17 protein-coding genes are annotated in these 19,794 nt (G+C 70.1%); 5 read left to right on the plus strand and 12 right to left on the minus strand.

Features of this window, described 5'->3' with window-relative positions; all coding sequences use genetic code 11:
• Positions 1-52: 52 nt before the first annotated feature.
• Positions 53-1,513 carry an aldehyde dehydrogenase family protein gene (locus tag ACU6XJ_RS13765; RefSeq protein WP_476310693.1) on the minus strand — a complete coding sequence of 487 codons (1,461 nt, stop codon included), beginning with the start codon at positions 1,511-1,513 and terminating at the stop codon, positions 53-55.
• Positions 1,514-1,824: 311 nt separating this feature from the next.
• Between ACU6XJ_RS13765 and guaA the strand changes: the two genes are divergently transcribed.
• Entirely contained in the window at positions 1,825-3,390 is a 1,566-nt protein-coding gene (gene guaA, locus ACU6XJ_RS13770) for a glutamine-hydrolyzing GMP synthase (protein ID WP_476310694.1), read from the plus strand.
• Positions 3,391-3,725: 335 nt separating this feature from the next.
• Here guaA and ACU6XJ_RS13775 read toward each other — a convergent pair whose 3' ends face one another.
• Both ACU6XJ_RS13775 and ACU6XJ_RS13780 read right to left on the minus strand, forming a co-directional pair.
• A complete protein-coding gene (locus tag ACU6XJ_RS13775; protein WP_476310696.1) occupies positions 3,726-4,340 on the minus strand; it encodes a hypothetical protein in 615 nt (204 codons plus the stop codon).
• Positions 4,333-5,649, minus strand: coding sequence for a PspC domain-containing protein (locus tag ACU6XJ_RS13780; RefSeq protein ID WP_476314002.1), 1,317 nt, complete (start codon positions 5,647-5,649; stop codon positions 4,333-4,335). The genes ACU6XJ_RS13775 and ACU6XJ_RS13780 overlap by 8 nt, the downstream gene beginning before the upstream one ends.
• A 139-nt stretch (positions 5,650-5,788) precedes the next feature.
• Here ACU6XJ_RS13780 and ACU6XJ_RS13785 point away from each other — a divergent pair, with 139 nt between their 5' ends.
• Both ACU6XJ_RS13785 and ACU6XJ_RS13790 read left to right on the plus strand, forming a co-directional pair.
• The gene (locus ACU6XJ_RS13785; protein ID WP_476310699.1) at positions 5,789-7,042 is read left to right on the plus strand and encodes an ATP-binding protein; all 1,254 of its coding nucleotides are present in this window, start codon (positions 5,789-5,791) and stop codon (positions 7,040-7,042) included.
• Positions 7,039-7,722 (plus strand): response regulator, encoded by a 684-nt coding sequence (locus tag ACU6XJ_RS13790; protein WP_476310701.1) that lies wholly within the window; start codon positions 7,039-7,041, stop codon positions 7,720-7,722. The genes ACU6XJ_RS13785 and ACU6XJ_RS13790 overlap by 4 nt, the downstream gene beginning before the upstream one ends.
• Here the strand turns inward: ACU6XJ_RS13790 and ACU6XJ_RS13795 are convergent.
• From ACU6XJ_RS13795 to ACU6XJ_RS13815, 5 genes are all read right to left on the minus strand, one after another.
• Positions 7,719-8,591 carry a DMT family transporter gene (locus ACU6XJ_RS13795; protein ID WP_476314004.1) on the minus strand — a complete coding sequence of 291 codons (873 nt, stop codon included), beginning with the start codon at positions 8,589-8,591 and terminating at the stop codon, positions 7,719-7,721. The genes ACU6XJ_RS13790 and ACU6XJ_RS13795 overlap by 4 nt on opposite strands.
• Positions 8,592-8,718: 127 nt before the next feature.
• Positions 8,719-10,368 (minus strand): serine/threonine-protein kinase, encoded by a 1,650-nt coding sequence (locus ACU6XJ_RS13800; RefSeq protein ID WP_476310703.1) that lies wholly within the window; start codon positions 10,366-10,368, stop codon positions 8,719-8,721.
• A 166-nt stretch (positions 10,369-10,534) separates the two neighbouring features.
• Positions 10,535-11,353: a hypothetical protein gene (locus ACU6XJ_RS13805; RefSeq protein WP_476310705.1), complete on the minus strand. Its 819-nt coding sequence runs from the start codon at positions 11,351-11,353 to the stop codon at positions 10,535-10,537.
• Positions 11,354-11,597: 244 nt separating this feature from the next.
• Positions 11,598-12,440, minus strand: a complete 843-nt coding sequence (locus ACU6XJ_RS13810; protein WP_476310708.1) for a hypothetical protein — start codon at positions 12,438-12,440, stop codon at positions 11,598-11,600.
• 40 nt (positions 12,441-12,480) lie between these two features.
• The gene (locus ACU6XJ_RS13815; protein ID WP_476310711.1) at positions 12,481-13,215 is read right to left on the minus strand and encodes a PIG-L deacetylase family protein; all 735 of its coding nucleotides are present in this window, start codon (positions 13,213-13,215) and stop codon (positions 12,481-12,483) included.
• Positions 13,216-13,359: 144 nt separating this feature from the next.
• Between ACU6XJ_RS13815 and ACU6XJ_RS13820 the strand changes: the two genes are divergently transcribed.
• Entirely contained in the window at positions 13,360-14,493 is a 1,134-nt protein-coding gene (locus ACU6XJ_RS13820) for an arginase family protein (RefSeq protein ID WP_476310712.1), read from the plus strand.
• Between the two features lie 30 nt (positions 14,494-14,523).
• Here ACU6XJ_RS13820 and ACU6XJ_RS13825 read toward each other — a convergent pair whose 3' ends face one another.
• The 3 genes from ACU6XJ_RS13825 to ACU6XJ_RS13835 all read right to left on the minus strand — a co-directional run bounded on the left by ACU6XJ_RS13825 (position 14,524) and on the right by ACU6XJ_RS13835 (position 16,283).
• Complete coding sequence (locus ACU6XJ_RS13825) at positions 14,524-14,796, minus strand: chorismate mutase (RefSeq protein ID WP_476310715.1); 273 nt, start codon at positions 14,794-14,796, stop codon at positions 14,524-14,526.
• Between the two features lie 150 nt (positions 14,797-14,946).
• Positions 14,947-15,618, minus strand: coding sequence for a DedA family protein (locus ACU6XJ_RS13830; protein WP_476310717.1), 672 nt, complete (start codon positions 15,616-15,618; stop codon positions 14,947-14,949).
• A 5-nt stretch (positions 15,619-15,623) separates the two neighbouring features.
• Positions 15,624-16,283 carry a DedA family protein gene (locus ACU6XJ_RS13835; RefSeq protein ID WP_476310720.1) on the minus strand — a complete coding sequence of 220 codons (660 nt, stop codon included), beginning with the start codon at positions 16,281-16,283 and terminating at the stop codon, positions 15,624-15,626.
• Positions 16,284-16,535: 252 nt separating this feature from the next.
• Here ACU6XJ_RS13835 and pcrA point away from each other — a divergent pair, with 252 nt between their 5' ends.
• Positions 16,536-18,956, plus strand: a complete 2,421-nt coding sequence (gene pcrA, locus ACU6XJ_RS13840) for a DNA helicase PcrA (protein WP_476310723.1) — start codon at positions 16,536-16,538, stop codon at positions 18,954-18,956.
• 17 nt (positions 18,957-18,973) lie between these two features.
• On the opposite strand, the gene ACU6XJ_RS13845 is transcribed toward pcrA, so the two are convergent.
• Complete coding sequence (locus ACU6XJ_RS13845; RefSeq protein WP_476310725.1) at positions 18,974-19,780, minus strand: ABC transporter substrate-binding protein; 807 nt, start codon at positions 19,778-19,780, stop codon at positions 18,974-18,976.
• Positions 19,781-19,794: the final 14 nt, after the last annotated feature.

A 19,794-nucleotide genomic window follows, 5' to 3' on the forward strand; every position in this document is an offset into this window, starting at 1 on the left:
ACGGCTTTTGTGCGCTGCCGCACAGACCCCTGTTACCAGTCGGTAACCCCGGTCAGAGGTCGACGTCGGAAAGGACCAGTACGCGGTCCTCGGTGAGGTCGTCCATCGCCGCTCGCACGCCCTCCCGACCGATGCCGGAGGCCTTGATGCCGCCGTAGGGCATCTGGTCGGCGCGGTAGGACGGCACATCGCCGATGATCACGCCGCCGACCTCAAGCTCCGCCGAAGCCCGGAACGCGAGACGTACGTCGTGGGTGAACACCCCGGCCTGCAACCCGTAGCGGGAGGCGTTGACCTGCTCGAACGCCTCGTCCACCCCATCGACAACGGACACCGCGAGCACCGGCCCGAACATCTCCTCGTCCCAGGCGTTGGCCTCCCTCGGCACATCGACGAGCACCGTCGGCTCCACGCTGGCACCGCTGCGGCCGCCGCCGGTCAGCACCTTGGCGCCGCCGTCGGTGGCCTCGGCGATCCACTGCTCGACCCGTTCGGCGGCGGCCTCGTCGACGAGCGGACCCACCTCGACATCGGGGTCGTGCGGGTTGCCGGTCCGCAGCGCCCGGACCGCGTCGACGAGCCTGGGCACGAAGTCCTCGGCGATGGAGCGGTCCACGATGACCCGCTGTACCGCGATGCAGGACTGCCCGGCCTGGTAGTTGGAGAACATCGCGATGCGCTGAGCCGCGTGGTCCAGGTCGGTCCAGTCCGGGCACACCACGACTGCGGCGTTGCCGCCCAGTTCGAGGACCACGTGCTTGCGGGGTACGGCGTCCGCGATCGACCAGCCGACCGGCCCTGAGCCGGTGAAGGAGACCACCGGCAGCCGCTCGTCGGTGACCAGCGCCATCGTCTGCTCGTTGCCCTGCGGGCCTGGGGCCAGCGGCACCACCGAGAACGCGCCAAAGGGCAAGTCGGTCTCGGCCAGCAGTTCACCCAGCAGCAACGCCGACAGCGGGGTGCGCGGCGCGGGCTTGACCACGATCGGCGCGCCGACGGCCAGTGCGGGCGCGACCTTGTGGGCGACCAGGTTCAGCGGGAAGTTGAACGGGGCGATGCCCAGCACAGGACCGCGCGGCGCCCGCCGGACGAACGCGAGCCGCCGCTCACCCGCCGCGTCGGTGTCCAGCCGCTGGACCTCGCCGGAGAAGCGCTTGGCCTCCTCTGCGGCGATCCGGAACACCGACGCCGCCCTGGCGACCTCGGCGTTGGCCCAGCGCAGCGGCTTGCCGTTCTCGGCGGTGATGATCTCGGCGAACTCCTCGGCGGAGGCGGCGATGCGGCGGGAGACGTGCTCCAGCGCGGTCGCCCGCCGGTGGGCGGGGCAGGACCGGAACTCGCTGGCCACCGCGGCGGCCGCGGCGACCGCGCGCTCGACCTGTTCCGGGGTGGGCACCGACACCGCGGCGACGTCGGTGCCGTCATACGGGTGGTGCACGGTGAACTGGCTGCCACCCTGCTCGGCCTGACCGGCGATCCAGCATGGCCGGGGCTTCGCCTCGATCGCGTCCATGGGCAACACCGTATGCCTTTGCGTTGCGAAGAACCTGCGGGTGGGTGATTTGCGGTCGAATCGTCTGCGGGCGGCGACATGGCGGACTCCGCCCGGCGATCGGCTGTTAGCATGAACGCGCTGACCGATGATGGTGGCTAGGGTTCCGCCGCGTCCCGCGGGCTGGTCCGAGCGCCACGGAAAGCCGGGTCATCCGGCAGGCATCTCCGGGACAAAAGCCCAGGGAGGGACCGGTCGGCACACAGTGATCGCTACCGTGTGCCGAGAGGGTCCAGCCGATCTTTCTCGCACTCCTTGACCCGAGGAGTCCCATGTCCCAGCGGCCAGTGCTCGTAGTCGACTTCGGCGCCCAGTACGCCCAGCTCATCGCTCGGCGCGTGCGCGAGGCGCAGGTGTTCTCCGAGGTGGTCTCGCACACCACCAGCACCGAGGACATCGCCCGCCGCGATCCCGCGGCCATCGTGCTCTCCGGCGGACCCGCCAGCGTCTACGAGGCGGGCGCCCCTCAACTGGATCCCGAGCTGCTGCGTCTCGGCGTGCCGGTGTTCGGCATCTGTTACGGCTTCCAGGCCATGGCGGGCGCGCTGGGCGGCGTCGTCGAGCACACCGGCACCCGCGAGTACGGCCGCACCGAGTTGACGGTGCAGGACGAGGGCGGGCGGCTGCATGGCGAGCTGCCGGGACACCACCCGGTGTGGATGAGCCACGGCGACTGCGTGACCAAGGCCCCCGAGGGCTATCGGGTCACCGCGTCCAGCGCGGGAGCGCCCATCGCGGGCTTTGAAAGCACCGAGCAGCGGATGGCCGGAGTGCAGTACCACCCCGAGGTGCTGCACAGCCCGCACGGCCAGGAGGTGCTGCGCCGGTTCCTGCACGAGATCGCGGGTATCCGTCCACAGTGGACCACGGCGTCGATCGTGACGGACGCCGTCGCCGCCGTCCGCGATCAGGTCGGCGACGGCAGGGCCATCTGCGGGCTGTCCGGCGGGGTGGACTCCGCGGTCGCGGCCGCCCTTGTGCACCGGGCCATCGGTGACCGGCTGACCTGCGTGTTCGTCGATCACGGCTTGCTGCGAGCGGGTGAGCGCGCACAGGTCGAGCGGGACTTCGTCGCCGCCACCGGCGTCAGGCTGGTCACCGTGGACGCGGCGGACCGCTTCCTGGACGCCTTGGCCGGGGTCACCGACCCCGAGCAGAAGCGCAAGATCATCGGTCGCGAGTTCATCCGGGTCTTCGAGCAGGCCGCCCGTGATCTGCAGACCGAGGCGGACAAGCACGGCGAGCACATCGACTTCCTCGTGCAGGGCACGCTGTACCCGGATGTGGTGGAGTCCGGCGGCGGCTCGGGCACCGCGAACATCAAGAGCCACCACAATGTCGGCGGGCTGCCGGAGGACCTGAAGTTCTCGCTGGTGGAGCCGCTGCGGCTGCTCTTCAAGGACGAGGTGCGCCGGGCCGGGCTGGAACTGGGCCTGCCCGAGACCATCGTGCACCGCCAGCCGTTCCCCGGGCCGGGCCTTGGCATCCGGATCATCGGCGAGGTCACCGGGCCACGGTTGGAGATCCTGCGCGCGGCGGACGCGATCGCCCGCGAGGAACTCAGCATGGCGGGCCTGGACCGCGACATCTGGCAGTGCCCGGTGGTGCTGCTGGCGGATGTGCGCAGTGTGGGCGTACAGGGTGACGGGCGCACCTACGGGCATCCGGTGGTGCTCCGCCCGGTATCCAGTGAGGACGCCATGACGGCCGACTGGAGTCGGCTGCCCTATGACGTTCTGGAGCGCATCTCCACCCGCATCACCAACGAGGTCGCCGAGGTCAACCGGGTCGTGCTCGATGTGACGAGCAAGCCGCCGGGCACCATCGAGTGGGAGTGAGTCCCGAGCACCGTCGTGCTCGGCCGGGTACCCGCCGAACGCCCGTCATCGGGGTTTACGTGGGGCTGAGGCTTCTTCCGGCCCGGTCACGGGTGCCGCCGCGCGGCGTGACCACGATGTCGGACGGGGTGCAGGCCGCTGAGGAAAGCGCCTGATGAGGGCCTCGGATGTGGCGCTCGTGGGTCAGAACGAAAAAGTTTCGGGCAGGCGCGTCATGAACCGGCGTCCCCAGCATTCTCCCTGATAGCGCGGACGGGGCCCAGCGAGGGCGGGCCCCGTCCGTGAGCCATTCGAGACGGTTGAGATCCCCCTTGATCTCAACCGTCTCTTGCTTTTCAGGAGTTGCGGCTGTTGCGCCGCAGCGAACCCGCCAACAGCCAGACCCCCAGCAGCGCCGCCACGCCCGCCACCAGCCAGCGGAAGTCGATCGCGGGCCACCAGTAGTTCTCCAGCAGACCGTAGGACGCGACGGCCAGCGTCAGGATGCCCGCCAACAAGGTCAGGGCGTCCAGCGACCGCGGCGGCTTGACGGGAGACGGCTCGTCGATGGTCTCGGTCGCCGCGACGGCCTCGGGATCGACCGTGTCGGTCTGCTCCCAGGCATTACCGGGAACGAGCCTCGGCGGCTCCGTCGCGTCACTCGGGCCGATCCGATCGGTCTGCGCGGGCGGGACCGCGGGGTCGCTCCTGTCGGTCTCCGCCAACGGAGCCGCTGTGTCGTTGCTGTCGGCTTGTGTCGATGCAACCGCAGGGTTGTTCCTGTCGGCTTGCGCGGGCGGAACCGCGCGGTCGATCTCCTCGGTGCGCTCCGACCCTTCACCGGGAACGTTCTTCCCGGTCTGCTCCGGTGCGACCGTGGCGTCGTTCTTCTCGGTCCGCGCGGGTGGGGCCGCGGGATCGATCCCGTCGGTCCGCTCCGGGGCGTCACCGGGCTTCTGCGGCTCAGACACGGAGCACCTCCACGGTTCCCAAATCCACACTCAGGTCGAGCACGAGCTTGCCGCCGCCCGGCCCGTCGTTGTCGTTGTCCATGGCGGTGACCCGGGCGGGCGCACCGGACTGGGTCTGGTTCAGGCAGTTGACCTCGCCACTGCCCGAGGCGCAGACCACTTCCACATCGGCGTTGCGCGGCAGGTACACCCGCAACTCGCCGAGCCCCACCTTGGCGCTGCTGCGCAGCGTCTGGTCGCCGGTCAGCCGCAACTCGCTCAGGTCGAGCACGGCATCACCCGCGGAAAGCTGGTAGCTCTGCATGAGCTCGCCGCTCTCCGCCACGATCCAGCGTCGTTCGCCCGCTCCCTGCCAGCTCAGGTCGTCCGGGGTGGCGCTCATACCCAGCACGATCAGCGCCAACGGCACCGCGGGCAGCATGAGCCACCTGCCGCCGCCGATGAAGGCGCCGACCACCATGCCCGCACCGAGTACCGCCAGCACAACCGCGGTCGCGGCCTGCGCGCTGAGGTCACTGCGGAAGGAGAAGTACACCAACAGCCCGGCGATGGTCAGCAGCGCCAACGCGAGCGTGACCGCGGTGACCTTGGTCCGCCTGCGCCGCGGTCGCGGCGGGGGAGGCGGTGCGGTCCAGACCGGCGGTTGGTACACCGGCGGTGGCGGCGGCATCGGCGGTGGCGGGGCCTGCGGCGGAGCGCCGTAGGGCGCCGCGGGCGAGGTGATGATCTGCGTGGTGTCCGCTTCCGGCGCCTGCGGGACAGTCGCACCGACACCGGTCGGCGGAACCGTCGCACTGACACCCGTCTGGGGCGCGCCGGTGGCGAAGGTCGCGTACGGCGGAGCGGGCGACGGCATCGCAGGCACAGGATGCGCACCGGTACCGGGGCCACCTCGGTACCGGTGCAACATCACCAACGCGAGCACGCTCAGCGCCACGCCGAACAGTGCGTCCGCGTTGCCGTCGAACACGACCGCGATCACGGGAATCAGCAGCAGCGCCAGCAGCACCGTCACCACCGCCGACTGCGAGCTGTGCCCGCGGCCGAGCACGCCCTCGGCGGGGGACACCTCGTCCTCCTCCGCGGGCAGCAGCAGCCAGCCCAGCAGGTACACGAACACTCCCGCCCCGCCGTAGAACGCGGTCACGATCAGGAAGACCCGCACCAGGATGGGGTCGATGCCGTAGCGTCGTCCCACCGCGGCGGCGACGCCTGCGATGCGGCGGCCGTCCTGTTTGGTCCGCGGACGGCGTGGGCGGTGTGCCCAGAAGTCACGGGCATCGGATGCGGGTGAGTTCCCGCCAGGCATGGCTGTCACGATTCCCAGCTTGGCGCGCCCCATCGGTGCGGACCATCCGGGATGACCCGGAGGACGCCCCGGAAAAGCAAGTCCGGGCGGGTACCTGATGCCGGTCGGACGGCGGGCATGTGACGATGGGGTTGTGGTCGTGTCTGGAGAGGGGCTGCGCCCGGGGCCGAACGCGGCCCGGTCGCCCGTACCGCTGAACCGCCGACGCTCCGGTCGGTTCGTCGCCGGTGTCGCGGGCGGTATCGCCGACCACCTCGGCATTCGGGTGCTCTGGGTACGGGCAGCCTTCACGCTCCTCACCGCGGTCAGCTTCATCGGTGTCTTCGCCTACGGCGCGCTCTGGATCGCCGTGCCGCAGCGCGGGGTGGACAGCGACGCCGAGGGCAAGACCACCGGTGCCGAACGCCAGCAGGCCGTCGGCCTGGTCGCGATGGGCATCGCACTCGGCATCGTGTCCTGGTCCGCGGGCAGTTCGTCGTCCTGGCTGACCGCACCGCTGGTGCTGGCCTTGATCGGCATCTCGCTGGTCTGGTGGCAGGCCGACGAGTCCGAACAGGCGCCGCTGAGCCGCAGGCTGTTCAGCCGCGAGGGCGGCAGGCCAGGCCTCTCCCTGATGCTGCGCGTGCTGGCCGGTGCCGCGCTGGTCATCGCGGGCATCGCGGTGTTCCTGGTGCAGAACGTGCCGCTCAGCCAGGTCCGCGATGTGCTGCTCGCGGTGGTGGTCACGCTGATCGGCGTCGGACTGCTCACCGTGCCGTGGTGGCTGCGCCTGATGCGCGACCTGTCCAAGGAGCGCAGGGCCCGCATCCGCACCGAGGAGCGCGCCGAGATCGCCGCCCACCTGCACGACTCGGTACTACAGACGCTCGCACTGATCCAGAAGCAGCCCGACGCCTCCCGCGAGATCCGGCGGCTGGCCAGGGGCCAGGAGCGGGAGTTGCGCAACTGGCTCTACGGCCCAACCGGATACGACGCCAAGCAGCAGTCCGCGACCGTGTCCGCGGCGCTGGGCGCGGCCTGCGCCGAAGTGGAGGACGCCTTCGCGGTGCAGGTACGGCCGGTGTTCGTCGGCGACGCCGCGCTCGCGGGCGGGCTGTTCGCGCTGGTCGCCGCAGCCAGGGAGGCGATGGTCAACGCGGCCAAGCACGCCGGGGTCGGCGAGGTCAGCGTCTACGCCGAGGTCGAGGACGAGCAGGTGCATGTGTTCGTGCGGGACCGCGGTCGCGGCTTCGACCCCGACGCGGTGCCCGCGGACCGGCACGGCCTCGCCGACTCGGTGCACGGCAGGATGGACCGGCATGGCGGTACCGTCCGGATACGGTCCGCGTTCGACGAAGGCACCGAGGTGGCGCTGTCCATGCCATACAACCCCGGACGGGAGGTACCGACATGACCGATGAGACGGGCGCATCGGCGAAGGGTGCGCCGGTGCGGGTCTACCTGGTCGACGATCACGCGTTGTTCCGCACCGGCGTCCGCGCCGAGTTGGAGGCTCACGCGGAGGTGGTCGAGGTGATCGGCGAGGCAGGCTCGGTCGCCGAAGCGGTGGCGGGCATCGCGCACTACAAACCCGACGTCGTGCTGCTGGATGTGCACATGCCCGACGGCGGCGGCGCCGAGGTCCTGCGGCAGGTGCGGGCCACCCAGCAGGAGGTCGTGTTCCTCGCGCTGTCGGTCTCCGACGCCGCCGAGGACGTGATCAGCGTGATCCGCGCGGGCGCCCGCGGCTACGTCACCAAGACCATCTCCGGTCCTGAACTGGCCTCCGCGGTCCGCCGGGTCGCCGACGGCGACGCCGTCTTCTCACCGCGGCTGGCGGGCTTCGTGCTGGACGCCTTCGCCAACCGTCCCGGCGCCGCTCCCATCAGCGACCCAGAGTTGGACCTGCTCACTCCCCGCGAGCGCGACGTGCTGCGCCTGCTCGCCCGCGGCTACGCCTACAAGGAGATCGCCGCCGAGCTGTTCATCTCGGTGAAGACCGTGGAGACGCATGTGTCCAGCGTGCTCCGCAAGACCCAGCTGTCCAACCGCTACGAGCTTTCCCGCTGGGCCTCGGACCGGCGTCTCGTCTAGACCTTCACGGGCTCTGGCGTCAGCGCGGCGGCCTCGGGCTTGCGCTTGGACAGGGCGACGCCGAGCAGCACGACGAGCATGCCGATCACGATGCGCGGGCCGATCTCCTCGTCGAGCACCAGCCAGCCCAGCAGCACCGACACGACCGGCAGCAGGTAGGTCACCAGGGACGTGGTGACCGGCCCCTCCTGCTCGATGAGGCGGTAGAAGAGGATGAAGGCGAAGCCGGTGCCGACCACGCCCAGCACGGCGATCGCGAGCAGGCCGCCAGCGTGCAGGTGCACCGGCTGGAGGCCGCCAAGCGGCAGCGCCAAGACCATCAGACCGGTCGCGGCGAGCAGTTGGGCGGCGACCATCGAGAACGACGCGACGCCGCGGTTGGTGAGCTTCGCGCTGATGTAGAGGCCCGCGACGGCATAGCTGGCGGCCGCCACCAGGATCGCCAGCGTCCCCCAGCTGAACAGGTTCGTGGCCGTCCATGGCGCGAAGATCACCAGCACCCCGGCGAAGCCGACCGCCAAACCGCCGAGTTGCGCGAGGCCCAGCTTGCGTCGCTGCCCGACGATGAGCCCGAGCAGCACCACCCACAGCGGGGTGGTGGAATTCAGCACGCCGGTCAGGCCGGAGTCCACGGTCTGCTCCCCGACGGCGAACAGGGTGAACGGCAACGCGTTGCCGAAGAAGGCCGCGACGGTGATGTGCAGCCACAGGCCGCGGTCCCTTGGCAGCGACTGCCTGGCCCACAGACAGACGCCCAGCAGGACCAGCGCGCCCAGTCCCACCCTGGCCAGCACAAGCTGGATCGGTGACAGGGAGGCGAGCGCGAGCTTGATCCACAGGAAGCTGGAGCCCCAGACCAAGGCGAGCACCAACAAGCGCAGCAAGCTGCCCGGAGCCTTCATCGATCCCCCAGCGGTAGAGCACGGTCACCGCCGACGGGCGGTGCTGGCTGCAACCATCAGGAGATTGCGTTCATTCCGAGGCGGGCACGCGGGCCTAGCCTTGGTCGCCGCCGATTTTGAACGTGCCCTTGTCGTCGACCACCTGGACGGCTCGCGAGATGTTCTTGGCTTCGCCCTCTTTGGGCTTCACCTTCAGCGACACGATCGCGTTCTGACCGGTCACCTGGATCTTCTCGACCTGCACCGAGTCGTACTGCGACCATTCGCTGTCGAAGGCGCTCTTGCCGCCGTAGATGGCCCTGCCTTCCGGCGTGAGCATCGCCCACGCCGCGTCAGGGTTGCCGGGCAGGTAGCCGAAGTAGGTCTCGATGGTGTTGCGCACCTCGCCCTTGCTCGGCGGCTTGGGCTTGTCGTCCTCGGACGGCGTGGTGGTCGTAGCCGAGGGCGAACTGCTGGTGGGCGCGCTGCTGGGGGGCTTGGTGCTCTTCGTCGGGTTGACGACGGGCGGGTTGCCCGCGGGCTGCGTCGTGGTGAGGTCGTCACCTGGCGTGCCCGCGTTGCCCTTGTCGTTTCCGCTGAACGCCTGCGCGAGCGCGATCCCGATCAGCGCCGCGGCGACCACCGCCAACACGGTCAGCGCGACGGTGCGCTTGCGGCCCCGGCGCGGCGGCTCGGGCGGGTAGGGCGCCTGCTGCAGGTGCTGCGGCGGCATGTGGGGTGGCTCCATGGCGGGGTTGCTGCGCACCCCTGCCATGCCAGGGTTCGACATGCCCGCATGGGCCATCCCCGGGTTGGACATCGGCCCGCCGTGCATCGGCCGGGGGTCCAGCCGGGTCAGGCTCGGGTTGGACTGCTGCGCGATCTGCGTCGGCGCCTGGTGCGGCGCGTTGGGCACCACCTGGGTGATGCCGCCCAGCGGGGACGGCCGACCGGCGGCGACGGCCGCCAGCGCCTCCCGGGTCTGCGCCATGGTGGGCCGGTTCAGCGGGTCCGTCTGCAGAAGCTGGGTGAGCGTCGTGGTGAGCTGTCCCGCCTGCCGGGGTGGCGGGTAGTGGCCCGCGGCCACGGCGTGCAGCAAGGCGAGGGTGTTCTCGCTGAGCCCGAACGGTGGCTCGCCCTCCACCATCGCGTAGAGCATCGAGCCGAGGGAGAAGACGTCGGAGGCGGGGCCGGGGTCGTAGCCCTTGGCCACCTCGGGCGCCAGGTAGGCGGGTGTGCCCGCGAGCATGCCGGTCTTGGTGACGGTCACGTCGCCGGTGGCCCTGGAGATGCCGAAGTCGGTGATCTTGACGACGCCGTTGTCGCCGAGCAGCACGTTGCCCGGCTTGATGTCGCGGTGCACGATGCCCGCCGCATGCGCCGCGGTCAGCGCGGTGGCCACATGGGAGCCGATGCGGGCCGCCTCGGCGGGGGAGAGCGTGCCGCGCTCGTTCAGCACCGCGGCCAGGCTCCGCGACGGCAGGTACTCCATGATCAGGCAGGGCTGGCCGTCGTGTTCGATGACGTCGAAGACCGCGATGGCGTTCGGGTGCTGTAGACGCGCGGCGATCCGGCCCTCGCGCATGGCACGCTGACGGGCCTCCTCGGCCTCGTCGTCCTCCAAGCCGGGCTGGAGCAGGAGCTGCTTGATCGCGACGATGCGGTGCAGGCGCTCATCGCGCGCCTGCCACACGACGCCCATCGCGCCGCTGCCGATCCGCCGTTCGAGACGGTAGCGCCCGGCAACCAGCTCCTGGTCGCTCACCGGTGGCTCCCCGTGCTGTTCACACCCCAAAGACTAGGGGTTGGGCTTCACCGGATGTATGTCAGCCCGTATCTTCGCCAGATCACGATCGTCAAACGGCGGGGGTGGAGCTCCCCCGAAATGCCGCTTTCCTGCGCAAACGGCCCAACTACCGGCTAAGAGGCTCTCAATTGCGTTGGGCGGAAATCAGTTGGACATCAGTGATCTTGGTCTTGCTCACCGACATCAGCTGTTCCATGTACATCTTGTCGCCGCCCGCCTGCTCCAGGACGACGGCCGCGAGCACCTTGCCGTCCGGGCGCTGCTCGGTCTTCTGCACCGACACCGACTTCACCGAACGCCAGGAGTTGATGAAGCCCAGCAGGTCGCCGCGCAGCAGATTCGGGTCGAGCAGCTTGAAGGCGTTGTCGGGCTGCGAGTCCAGCAGGGTGAAGAACTGCCGGACCAGTGCGACGGCCTCGGCGTCCTTGGCCGCGGTCGTCGGCGCCGAGAGCGGTTGCGTCGGCGGCGCGGTTCGGCCGCTGCCCGAGGTGGACGGCACCGCCGTGTCACCGGTCGGGTCCGTCGAATCGCCGCGTGCGCCCAGTGCTGACGGTGCGCTGCCGCCTGAGGTCGGGGGCGCGAGCATCGAGGTGCCCAGCCTGCGGCCGAGCAGGTCGGGCCGCAGACCGGCCGCGCTGTCGATGGCGTCGTGCCCGGCCGCGCTCTGGCCGGTGGGTGCGGGCTTGCCGCCGGTGAGCACCGCTGCCGCGGTCACCGCGCCGCACAGGGCGAGCACGCTCGCCGTCATGGCCATCGCGCGCAGAGCGACATGCGATTTGGCCTGGTCAACGCCGTCTTCTGGAGTCGGTTCCGCCTCAAGGCGCTCGACGCCGAGCTCCTCGAGTGCTGCTTGAACCGAGGACGGCTGTCGACTGACGAGCTCGGCCACCGTGATCGAACCGCGGCGTTCGCCACGGTGACCACCATGGGTCGAATGCTCCACGTCGAGGTCCTCCGTTGGTTCGCGAGTCAGGAGTACAGGTACCCCGCGGGCAGCGGGACGCGCCACCCCTGATCGGCCGTTCGCCGTGCCTTGGCGGCAGGCGGTCGGTTCGGAGCGGTTGAACGGTCGGCCGCTATCGCTCGAATGGAGCACGCTGCGAGAGACTGACCTAGTCATCGGCACCGGACCGGCGTTGCTTGAGGCACCGTAGCCGGTCGTGTCCGATTCGGCCGAATCGGCCCGCTCAGGTGGGTGAGTCGGACTCCAGCGTCTCACCGACGATCAGGGGATGCTGCTCGGTGCTGAAGGCCAGCTTGCGGGTCTGGAGGCTGGTGGTGTTGTCCGCGTGCCGGACCTCCATCACCACGTCCGCGGTCGCACTGGTCCGGTCGATGCGGATCTCCGTCACCTGCACGTCCGCCAGGTCGCCGAACCGGTGGGCGAAGGCGTCGAAGCCCTGGTCCCGCAGCGCGCCGCCGACCAGTTCGTAGGCTGCGGGAAGGTCCCCGCCGAGGCGGTGTAGGAAGTCTCGCGCCGTCTTGGCCACCTTTTTGGCGTCCACCACGGCGCTGCCGCGGTTGGGCAGCACGATGATGTTCGGGTCGCGCGGCCGGACTCGGACCGGCGTGGCCCCGGCGGCGGGCGCGTGGGCCGGGCTGCTTGCCGAACCGTTCGTGGTGGGCACGCTGCTCGCCGAACCCCGCGGGTCGGTGAGGTTGGTCTGAACGGCCACGTCGCTCGTCTGCTGCTTCTGGGTGGGCGGCGAGCCCGCCGGATAGGGCTGCGCGTTGGGCGAGTGGGTGCGCACGGGCTCCATGAAGGCCGATGCGGTGAACAGCACCGCGGCCAGCGCACCAGCCGAGGAGATGATCGTGAACCAGGCGGCGCGTCGCCAGGTCGCGGGTGGGGTGATGGAGGCGGGCACGGTGCCCAGGTTGAACTTCAACAGCCCGACACCGGTGTCGGCGTAGGAGTCGATCGGAGCGGGCACCTCGGGAGTCCAGGTCTCCCCGGCGGCGTCCTCGAGGCGGTGCCGCCCGGATCTGTGCTGATGACCGGGATTGCGACCCGGTATATCGGACTTCATGGCGTGTTGCCCTTTCCTGCCCCTCTTCTCCCGACGCCCATTACCCCGCTGCCACGACGTGGAAGTCCTCGGCGAGCCGCCCCGCCGGTAGGCCATGGCGTGCGGCGATCTCCGACAGATAGGTCCGGATCTGCGTTTCCAGGTCCGTCAGCCGTCCCGTCTGAGACCCGTGCGCACGCAGTGCCTTGAGCTTCGCCGAAACGGTATCCGTTACATCCACCGCGCGGTTCCGCCGCTCGGGTGGGCCGTCGTTGAGCCACAGCTCCGCGACCACCCACGGCCGCAGGCCTTCCTCGGCCAGCAGTTCGGGATGGGCGTGCGGGTTGCGGGCGTCCGGGTAGACAGCGGCGAGTGCCGCCGCGCCGCAGGCCCGATGGTCCGGATGGGCCGTGACCAGCATGTCCCAGTTGATTTCCGGGGACTGGGTGAGCACCCGGTGCGGTCGGAAGGTGCGGATCACCCGGGTCAGGTCCCTGCGCAGTTCCAGGGACGGGGTGAGCCTGCCGTCGGGGTAGCCCAGGAAGGTGACATTCGTTACGCCGATCGCCGCAGCGGCATCGCACTGTTCGCGCCTGCGCAGTTCGGCCACCTCGGCCCTGGTGAGTTCGTCCGGTCCGCCGGTTTCGCCCGAGGTGCAGATGCAGTACGCCACCTCGATGCCCGCGGCCGTCCACTGGGCCACCGTGCCCGCGGAGCCGTAGTCCACATCATCGGGATGAGCGGTGATCACCAGCACCCGCTCCGCATCCTCGGTGGGCTCGCTTGGCAGTGACACTCGACTCAGGGTAGGGCCGAGAAGCCGGTACAGCGCGGCAAATTGCGGCAGAAGCCATCGCTGACACGCTTTCGAGCGGTTGTCTCGCTATACCTCTTGCGGCGCAGCGCGACAGGTGCATCGAGCGGCGGTTAGGGTGCGCCGGTGGAGGTGTTCTGGCACGAAGCCTGCCTTGGCCATGACGCGGGATCCGGCCTCTGGGAGAACGGTGAGCAGCCGGTATGGCTGCCGGACCCGGAGCCGCACCCCGAGCGAGCCGACCGCCTGCTGACGTTGCGCAGCGTGTTGGAGAAGGGTCCGCTGGCCAACCGGATCGGGTGGCACTCCGGGCGAACCGCCACCGCCGCGGAACTCGAGTTGGTCCACGACCGGGACTACCTGGCCAAGCTCGCGGAGATCTGCGCCCGCGATGACCGCACCGAGTTGGAGCCCAACACTTCGGTCGCGCCGGGCAGTTGGCCCGCCATCCTGGCCGCGGCGGGCACCGCGGCGGCCGCCGTCGAGCACGTCTGCGCAGGCGCGGCCCCGATGGCCTACGCCATGGTCCGCCCGCCGGGACACCACGCCCAGCGGGCCAAGGCCGACGGCTACTGCATGGTCAACAACCCGGCGCTGGCCGCGGCCAAGGCGCGCTCGCTCGGCGTCGGCAGGGTCGCGGTGCTGGACTGGGATGTCCACCACGGCAACGGCACCCAGGACATCTTCTACACCGATCCCGACGTGCTGACCGTGTCCGTCCACATGCGACACCGCAGCTGGGGTCCGAGCCATCCGCAGGAGGGCATCCCGCAGGAGACGGGCGCCGGGGCGGGTGCGGGACGCAACGTCAACATCGAACTGTCCCTCGGCGCGGGTGACGAGGCCTACCGCAGGGCGCTGACCGAGATCGTGGCGCCGGTCCTCGCCGAGTTCCGCCCCGACCTGCTGGTCTGCGCCTCGGGCTTCGACGCCTCCGCTTTCGACCCCAACGGCAGGCTCAACGTCACCGCCGCCGGTTACCGGGCGATCGGCCGCTGGGTCGGCAGCACCGCCGCCGAGCTGACCGGCGGGCGGGCGGTGTTCACGCAGGAAGGCGGCTACCTGCGGGGTTACTCGGCGCTGTGCCTGCACGCTCTGCTGGAGGGCGTGCTCGGCGAGCCCGTCCCGCTGCTGGACGATCCGCTGGCCTACGTCCCCGACGATTCGGCGCTGCACCCGGAGCGGGTAGACGCCGACCTGGCCTCCGTCCGCGCCGCCCACGCCCCGCACTGGAGCGTCTTCGCCGGTGGGAACCCGTGAGTTCGCGCTCACGGGTTCCCACCCGGGGCATCAGCGGCCGAGGTGGCCGCGGCCGAGGTTGAGCAGCAGCATCGCGAGTTGGGTGCCCTCGGGTCCGAGGGCGTCGCGGTAGCGGCCCAGCACCGCCATCTCGCGGTTGTGCACGATCTTGGTGCCGCCCGCCGCGATCCGGGCCGCGCCGATGATGCGGGATACCTCGGTGCGCCGCTGAATCAGCCGCAGGATGTCGGCGTCCAGGTGGTCGATTTCCTCGCGCAGCTCCGAGATGTCGGTTTCCTGCGTTCCGCTGTCCGTGGCGTTCATGCTGCTCTCCGCTGTCGTGAGTTCGGAGCCTGGCCCGGAAGCAACAGCGCCCCGGGTCCGTTGGACTCCGAGGCGCCGTGGTGGTCTCTAGGTGCTACGCAACCACGGGAACCGGAGTCCGGTACCCGTAAAAAAAGTAGAAGCGCCGCGTCAGCACGTCGAGGAGTCTGCCATATCTCGCGACGTGGCGTCGAGCACCTGCCCGGTGCCCGCGGACCGGCGCTGCTTGCGGACCGCCCGGATGAGCAGCAGCCCGGCCACCGTGAGCCCGATCAGGCCGAAGATCACCGCGCCCCAGGTGTGCCCCAGTGCGCGGCCCGCCTGGCCGAGCAGGAGGCCGAACGCGGTGTAGACCAGCGCCCACAGCACCGCGCCCGCCGCCGCCAGCTTGAGGAACCGGGTGTAGGGCAGCCGCAGCGTCCCGACGATCACCGGCACCACCGAGTGCAGCACCGCGACGAACCGGGTGGTGACCATGGACCGCGCACCGCTGCCGTGCACGATCCGCTCGGCGGCCAGCCAACGCGGCTCGCCGATCCGCCTGCCCACCCAGCCGTGACGGACCCGGGTGCCCATGGCACGGCCCAGCCAGTAACCGCCGGACTGACCGATCAGCGTGCCGACCACACCCAACAGCGCCACCACCGGCGCGTAGGACACATCCAGGGTGGCCGCGGCGACCAGCAGCACCACATCGCCCGGCACCACCAGACCTACCAGCAGCGAGGTCTCCAGCACGAGGAACAGCAGCACCGCCAGCAGCAGGTAGACCGGGTCCAGCGCGCTCAGGCCGCTGACGAAGGACTCCACGAAGTCGAACACGGCGGTCAGCCCGCGATCAGTTCGGCGGGGCGAAACCGCTGGTCACCGTCGTCAACGGCGGTCCGCCGAGCCGAAGCCCTCCGCACCATCCTGGTCACCAGGAAGCTCGCCACCAGGATTCCGCCGACCACCAGCACGCCCGCGACCAGACCGGGGTCGACCGCCTGTCCCGCCGCCACGATGAGCGAGCCGACCACCGTCCACACCGCGGCCCAGACCGCCGAGGCCAGCGCGGCGAAGCGCACGAACCGGCCGAACGGCATCCGCAGCGTGCCCGCCAGCACAGGCGCCAGCGTGTGCACCACCGAGACGAACCGGGCCGTGATCAGCAGGCCGCCGCCCGAATCGGCGGCCAGCTGCTCGGCCTGGTCCATCCGCGCCCGTCCCGCCTTGCGGCCGATCCAGCCGTCCCGCACGGCCGGACCGAGGCGTTTGCCCAGCGCGTAGCCCGCGAGCTGGCCCACCAGGCAGCCCGCCGCCGCGGCCAGCGCGATCAGCGGGGTCCAGCCGAAACCGAGAATGCCGATGCCCGCCACCAGGATGATCTCCCCCGGGATCACCACGCCGATGACGAGGGTGGTCTCCAGAATCGCCACCGTGAACAGCGCGAGCAGCACCGCCGTCGGCGGCAGCGAACTCAGCGATGGCACCAGATCTTCGAACACGTCTCGTCCCCCCATTGGCTCAGCGGTCCCACCCAGCCTCGCCGTCCCGGTCCCCGAATGGATCAGGGATGTGCCCCCTGCGACCCCGGAGTCATCCCCTACTCGAGTCGTGGAATGACCTGGGGGTTGTCCTACCCCGGTCGTACATTCGTCCCGCTGCCACCGGTCGACACTGTGGTCAACGCAGGTGACATCCGGACTACTCCCGGCCGAACGATTTCCGTCGGTGGCCGGGGGTACGGTGATTGGGCGATGAATGCCTTGTTCGATCTCACCCCCGAATCCGCTGCGCCCCCGCCGTCCACCCGGCGCCGCGCGCAGGTCGATCCCGACGCCCTCCTGGAGGGGTTGAACCCGGCGCAGCGCGACGCTGTCGTGCACGCGGGCAGCCCGCTGCTGGTCGTGGCGGGAGCGGGATCGGGCAAGACCAGGGTGCTCACCCACCGCATCGCCTACCTGCTCGGCAAGCGCAAGGTGCATCCCGGCCAGGTCATGGCGATCACCTTCACCAACAAGGCCGCCGCGGAGATGAAGGAGCGGGTCTCCGCACTCATCGGGCCGCGCGCCAACGTGATGTGGGTATCGACGTTCCACTCGATGTGCGTGCGCATCCTGCGCCGCGAGGCCAAGACCCTCGGCCTGAACTCCAACTTCTCCATCTACGACGCCGACGACTCACGCAGGCTGATCACCATCGTGGCCCGCGAGTTGGACCTCGACCCGAAGCGCTATCCGGCGCGGACGCTGTCGGTGCACATCTCCAACGCCAAGAACGAACTGCTGGACGCCGACGAACTCGCCTCGCGGGCGGGCAACGACCTGGAACGCAGGGTCGCCGAGGTGTACAAGGTCTACCAGGACCGGCTGCGGCAGGCCCAGGCCATGGACTTCGACGACCTGATCATGCGCACGGTGGAGCTGTTGCAGGTCTTCCCCGCGGTCGCCGAGTTCTACCGCAGGCGGTTCCGGCATGTGCTGGTCGACGAGTACCAGGACACCAACCACGCCCAGTACGTGTTGATCCGCGAGCTGGTCGGCACCGCGGGCCAGCCGGTCTCCGACGGTCCTCCGCTGGAGCCCGCGGAGCTGTGCGTGGTGGGTGATGCCGATCAGTCGATCTACGCCTTCCGCGGCGCGACCATCCGCAACATCGTGGAGTTCGAGCGGGACTACCCCAACGCGCGCACAATCCTGCTCGAGCAGAACTACCGCTCGACGCAGACGATCCTGTCGGCGGCGAACGCGGTGATCTCCCGCAACCCCAACCGCAGGGACAAGCGGCTGTGGACCGACTCCGGTGACGGCGAGAAGATCGTCGGCTACGTCGGCGACAACGAGCACGACGAGGCCGCCTTCGTCGCGGGCGAGATCGACCGGCTGGTGGACTCCGGTGACGCCCGCAACGGCGAGATCGCGGTGTTCTACCGCACCAACAACCAGTCCCGCGTCTTCGAGGAGATCTTCATCCGGCTCGGCCTGCCCTACCGGGTGGTCGGCGGTGTCCGCTTCTACGAGCGGCGCGAGGTGCGCGATGCCCTCGCCTACCTGCGGGTGCTGGAGAACCCCGAGGACACCGTGAGCCTGCGGCGCATCCTCAACGTGCCCAAACGCGGTATCGGCGACCGCGCCGAGGCCTGCGTCGCCGCGCACGCCGAACGGGAGCGGATCTCCTTCTCCGCCGCACTGCGCGAAGCGGCCCAGGGCAGGGTGAACCTGCTGGCCAGCAGGTCGCAGAACGCCATCGCCGGGTTCGTGGAGATGTTCGACGAGCTGCGCGAACTGGTCGACCGCGGGGACGAGGTCGCGGAGATCCTGGACGCGGTGCTGGACCGCACCGGCTACCGGGGCGAGTTGGAGGCCAGCGACGACCCGCAGGACCACACCCGGCTGGAGAACCTCACCGAGCTTGTCACCGTGGCGCGGGAGTTCGCCGAGGACCAGGTGGCCGCGGCCTCGGCCGCACCGCCGCCGCCCGAGGACGCGCCGCTGGTGGAGGTGCCCGAGCTGAGCTCGCTCGCGGCGTTCCTGGAGCGGGTCTCGCTGGTCGCCGACGCCGACTCGGTGCCGGACTCCGGGGACGGGGTGGTCACCCTGATGACCCTGCACACCGCGAAGGGCCTGGAGTTCCCTGTGGTGTTCTCCACCGGCTGGGAGGACGGGATCTTCCCGCACATGCGTGCGCTGAGCGAGCCCGCCGAGCTTGCCGAGGAACGCAGGCTGGCCTACGTGGGCATCACCAGGGCACGGGAGCGGCTGTACCTGTCCAGGGCGCTGATCCGCTCGGCCTGGGGCCAGCCGATGGCGAACCCGGCGTCCCGCTTCCTGGCCGAGATCCCGGAGGAGCTGCTGGATTGGCGGCGGGTGGAGCCGGAGCGGGCCGCGCCGACGCAGCGCACCACCTGGCAGGGCCGGAGCAGCTACGGCTTCGGCGGGGACTCGGCGCAGGCCAAGGTCGCCGCGGGCGGCATGCGCACCACGGGGTTCAAGGGCTGGGAGCAGACCCCGGCGCTGAGCCTGGAGGTGGGTGACCGGGTCAACCACGACAAGTACGGCCTCGGCACCGTGGTCGCCACCGACGGCTCGGGACCGCGGGCCACCGCCACCATCGACTTCGGCACCGCGGGCACCGTGCGCCTGATGCTGCTGGGCAGCGTCCCGATGCAGAAGCTCTAGGGGCCTGAGTCAGGCCACTAGTTCACCGGCAGCAGGTCACCGAGCCACTTGCGCTGGAGCTTGGCGTAGGTGCCATCGCTCTTGGCCTTGCGCATGACTTCGTTGACCTTCTGCAGCAGGTCGTCGTTGCCCTTGCGGATGGCGATGGAGAAGTGCTCGTTGGTGACGATCTCCTGCGCGATCCGCACCGTCTCGGTGTTCTTGCTGGCGAACACCACCACCAGCGGATACGCGGTGATCGCAGCGTCGACCTTGCCGGTCATCAGCGCGCCGATCTCCTGGCCGGGCTGCTCGAACTTCAGGATCTGCACCCCGGTGCCGACCTCGGCGGCGTAGGTGTCGATCACGGTCGCGCTCTGCACGGCCACCCGCTTGCCGCGAAGCTGCCCGACACCGGTGATCGGGGAGTCCTTCTTGACCAGCAGGCCGTGGTTGGCCGGGAAGTAGGGCTCGGCGAAGTCCATCAGCGGTTCGCGGATGTCGTTGTGGCTCATCGGCGAGGAGACGATGTCGCAGGTCTCGGAGTTGAGCGCCTCACCGGTGTCGGCCAGCTCGAACGGGATCTGGACGATTTTCTGCTCCACCCCGAGCGCGTCGGCCACCATGCCGCCGAGTTCGACGTTGAAGCCCGTGGTCCTGCCCTCGCCGTCCTTGAACTGGAACGGCGGCAGCTGCTCCAGGTACGAACACGACGTCAGCTTCCCGCTCTCCACCAGAGCGACCTGGTTCTGCACCTCGGCGGTGGGTGCCTCGGCGCAGCCGGTCAGCCCAGCCAGCAGAACGGGCAGAAACACGAGGATCGAATACCGCCTCGTACCGATCACAGATGCTCCTCCTC

The sequence above is a fragment of the Actinorectispora metalli genome, assembly GCF_056323685.1.